Source organism: Cereibacter johrii, from assembly GCF_001720585.1.
Classification (GTDB): domain Bacteria; phylum Pseudomonadota; class Alphaproteobacteria; order Rhodobacterales; family Rhodobacteraceae; genus Cereibacter_A; species Cereibacter_A johrii.
In genome coordinates this window covers 1-3,397 of sequence record NZ_MABH01000152.1, presented here as the reverse complement: position 1 = coordinate 3,397, position 3,397 = coordinate 1, and the positions used below count along the sequence as shown (strand labels likewise).

6 protein-coding genes are annotated in these 3,397 nt (G+C 66.5%); 4 read left to right on the top strand and 2 right to left on the bottom strand.

What is annotated here, in order from left to right; all coding sequences use genetic code 11:
* Nucleotides 1–111, top strand: a 111-nt coding sequence (locus tag A9O63_RS23730) for a phage tail assembly chaperone (RefSeq protein ID WP_412841983.1), incomplete at its 5' end; no start/stop codon positions are given.
* Nucleotides 112–202: 91 nt separating this feature from the next.
* Nucleotides 203–520 carry a phage holin family protein gene (locus tag A9O63_RS13485; RefSeq protein ID WP_069332408.1) on the top strand — a complete coding sequence of 106 codons (318 nt, stop codon included), beginning with the start codon at nt 203–205 and terminating at the stop codon, nt 518–520.
* Nucleotides 521–590: 70 nt separating this feature from the next.
* On the opposite strand, the gene A9O63_RS13480 is transcribed toward A9O63_RS13485, so the two are convergent.
* Together A9O63_RS13480 and A9O63_RS13475 are read right to left on the bottom strand one after the other, a co-directional pair.
* Nucleotides 591–980: a response regulator gene (locus A9O63_RS13480; RefSeq protein WP_069332407.1), complete on the bottom strand. Its 390-nt coding sequence runs from the start codon at nt 978–980 to the stop codon at nt 591–593.
* 12 nt (nt 981–992) lie between these two features.
* On the bottom strand, nt 993–1,991 hold the full coding sequence (locus A9O63_RS13475) for an HWE histidine kinase domain-containing protein (protein WP_069332406.1): 999 nt from the start codon (nt 1,989–1,991) through the stop codon (nt 993–995).
* A gap of 372 nt (nt 1,992–2,363) precedes the next feature.
* Here A9O63_RS13475 and A9O63_RS13470 point away from each other — a divergent pair, with 372 nt between their 5' ends.
* Complete coding sequence (locus A9O63_RS13470) at nt 2,364–3,170, top strand: DNA adenine methylase (protein ID WP_069332405.1); 807 nt, start codon at nt 2,364–2,366, stop codon at nt 3,168–3,170.
* A gap of 54 nt (nt 3,171–3,224) precedes the next feature.
* On the top strand, nt 3,225–3,397 hold a 173-nt coding region (locus tag A9O63_RS23725; RefSeq protein ID WP_412841982.1), incomplete at its 3' end, for a peptidoglycan-binding domain-containing protein.

Below are 3,397 nucleotides of genomic sequence, written 5' to 3'. Positions count from 1 at the left end.
GACCGCCCCGACGCCGCCGCCTGGACCGCCTACCGCCAGGCGCTCCGCGATGTGCCCGAGCAGCCGGGCTTCCCGGCCGAGATCGCCTGGCCCGAGCCGCCGGCCGCCTGAGGCGCCCCGCCTTCCCGATCATCATGACAGGACCCGGCCGCTCCCGGCCGGGGCAACCCTCGCGCGGAGCGCGCACAACAGGAGCGGCGCGATGCCGGAAAAGGGACTGATCGACACCATCACCGCGCTCTGGGGCGGGGCCATCGCCACGCTGATCGCGGCCGCCATGGGCCGGCTCATGTATCACACGGGCGAGGTCCGCGCCCGCCGCCGCGCCTTCTTCGGCCGCGAGCTCCTCTGGGAGATCCCCGCTCTCGTCGCCATGGCCTTCATAGGCGAGGCGCTCAGCTCGTATCTCGACCTCGACGGCCGGGCGGCCATGGGCCTCGTCGCGATACTCTCCTACCTCGGCCCGCGTGGGACCACCGCGATGGTCGAGCGGCTCTGGCGGGGAAAGGGCGCGGGGTGACAGACGATATCGAAGTGAGCAGAGCGCCGCTCGGGAGCGGATAAAGTCCTCTCTGCAGCGGCTCCGTCGATCAAGCGAGGTAAGCGTGGCTCAAGGCCTCGATCAACATGCGCGGGTGGACCGGCTTTCCGATCACTGTGGCGCCGGTCAGGATCTCGCCGCCGGGAAAGTCAAAGGTCCTGTTGGCCGAAGTGACAACGAACGGGATCTCGAGCGCGCGCAGCTTCTCGGCCACGGGTATCGCGGACTGGCCTCGCAGGTTCAGATCGAGCGACACCACGTCCGGGCGCGCCTCCTCCACGATCCTGAGCGCGGCATCAACCGTGCCGACCGGCCCGAGAACGGCGTAGCCCACATCTTCCAGCATCGACTGCAGGTCAAGGGCGATCAGAAATTCGTCCTCGACAATGAGGACGAGCAAGCCCCGCTTCTGACGAGGCTCGGCCGGCTCGTTCGGCATGGTAAACTCCGGTCAGGAGGTCTGGCTCGGAAAGCCCAACTCGGCCACGAAACCATGAGGCTCATAGGAAAGTTCCGCAGAACCGCCCAATTCGAACTCGGTCGTGAACTTGATGAGACGGGTGCCGAAGCCGGTCTTAGAGGGTGCCGCCACCTGCGGCCCCCCTCGTTCCTGCCATCGCAGATGCACTTTTGCCGGGCTACCCTCGTCCGAGACGACCTCCCAGTCCAGCGTCACGGTTCCACTCGACGTGGACAGAGCTCCGTATTTCGCGGCATTCGTCGCCAGCTCATGGAGGATCAGGCCAAGTGAGGTGGCCTGCGAAGAGGAGAGCTGGACGACCGGCCCTTCCGCAATGACGACGGCAGGAGCCGTCTCCAGATGAGGCTCCATCGCGGCGAGTGCCAGATCCGGCAGTCGCGACGTCTTCTTGTGCGCCGCCACTTCCAGCGACCTTGCAAGGGCATCGAAACGTCCCAGCAAAGCATCACGGTAGTCCTCGGCGCTTCTGCCTTCGACGGACGTCTGTCGGGTCAGGGCCTGCGTCACTGACATCAGGTTCTTGATGCGGTGATCGAGCTCGTTGATCAGGAAGTCCTTCGCGACCTCCATCTGACGCCGGGCGGTCGCATCCACGATTGAGAAGAGGAGCACACGCCGCCCATTGTCCGGGTGGATCAGGCGTTGCGCGCTGACCAGCATGGTTCGCAGGCCCACGTCCGGAAACTCGGTCTGCACCTCGTAATCCGCGACGGACGCGCTCTTCGGGATCACGTTCTCGAGCAGCAGGCGCAGTTCGGGAATGTTCCACTGGCCGTTGCCGAGCTCGTAGAGCAGGCGGCCGATGGTGCTGTCCCTGTCGGTCGCGAAGGTACGGTAGAAGGCGGGGTTCGCGCTGATGACCGTCAGGTCGCCCGAGAGGACGAGCAGCGGGTCCCGGATGGTGTCGACGATGCCCTGAGCCTGCACGTGCGAGACACGCAGAAGGCGGTATAGATCATCGAGGTCCATATGGGTTCCTTATCAACTGCAGGCGTATATTACCCTTGTGGCACTCCCTAATGCGCTCATCAAGCAGCACCAATGCGGGCCACGAGGCTTTGGCCTTTGGTGGCATGGGGATGTGACGCTGGATGTCGAGCTGCAGACGCCAGGGCTCTGCCGTAGCATGTCCAGTTTGGGGTCTGCAGCCTCAACAGTCGGGATCCGGCGCGCCCCTTCCTCGGGGCGCCTGTAGCGCCCCTCAGGCAGGGGCCGGGCTGCTGTAACAGCCCGAACCACGCGGCCATAGTCTCACCCACGACCGCGCCAGCCTGTCCGTCGCCTTTCAGACTGCCTGCCACCCCTCGCGAGGGCAGGCGCCTTGTGAGGCAGAATCACCTTATGAAACAAGTTCCTCCCGCCGCCCCGGTGGCCCCGTGGCTCGGCGGCAAGAAACGTCTCCACCCGCTCATCCTCGAGCGGATCGAGGCCATCCCGCACCGCGCCTATGTCGAGCCCTTCGTCGGCATGGGCGGGATCTTCCTCCGCCGCCGCTTCCGGCCACGCCTCGAGGTGATGAACGACCGCAACGGCGAGATCATCAATCTCTTCCGGATCCTGCAGCGGCATTATCCGCAGCTCCTCGAGATCATGCGCTTCCAGATCTGCAGCCGGCGGGAGTTCGACCGGCTGCGGCTCACCGATCCCGCCACGCTCACCGACCTCGAGCGGGCCGCGCGGTTCCTCTACCTCCAGCGCCTGAGCTTCGGCGGCAAGCTCGACGGGGTCTTCGGCGTCTCGGCCGGGCAAGGGCCCCGCTTCTCGCTGGCGCGGCTCGAGCCGGTGCTCGACGCCGCCCACGAGCGGCTCGACGGCGTGGTCTTCGAAAGCCTGGACTGGGCGGATCTCATCCCGCGTTACGACACGGCCGAGACGCTCTTCTATCTCGACCCGCCCTACTTCGGCGGCGAGAACGACTACGGCAAAGGCCTCTTCGACCGGGCGCAGTTCGCGCGGATCGCAGAGATCCTCGGCAGCCTGAAGGGCGCTTTCCTCCTGTCGATCAATGACACGCCGGAGATCCGGGCGCTCTTCGGCCGGTTCCACCTCGAGCCGGTGCGGCTGAGCTACTCGGTCTCCGCCTCGGGCAGCACCGAGGCGCAGGAGCTCCTCGTCTCGAACCGCGAGCGGATCGCGACCCTCCTCTGAAAAATCCCACCAGTCCGACCACCCATGCCCCGCCCTCGAGCGGGGCTTTTGCATATGGAGAAAGACGTGACGACATCCGACATCCAGCGGCTGCTCTCGGCCGCGGGGCTCTACCGCGGCGCCATCGACGGCGATGCGGGGCCGTTGACCCAGGCGGCCGCTCTGGCCGCGCTCGAGGGAGAGGCGGTGCCCTGGCGCGGCTGGCCCTCGCGCCGACAGCGGATCGC

Coding starts and splice junctions, on each gene's coding strand:
- A9O63_RS13480 (WP_069332407.1), bottom strand. CDS start 980: ATGCCGAACGAGCCGGCCGAGCCTCGTCAGAAGCGGGGCTTGCTCGTC.
- A9O63_RS13485 (WP_069332408.1), top strand. CDS start 203: ATGCCGGAAAAGGGACTGATCGACACCATCACCGCGCTCTGGGGCGGG.
- A9O63_RS13470 (WP_069332405.1), top strand. CDS start 2,364: ATGAAACAAGTTCCTCCCGCCGCCCCGGTGGCCCCGTGGCTCGGCGGC.
- A9O63_RS13475 (WP_069332406.1), bottom strand. CDS start 1,991: ATGGACCTCGATGATCTATACCGCCTTCTGCGTGTCTCGCACGTGCAG.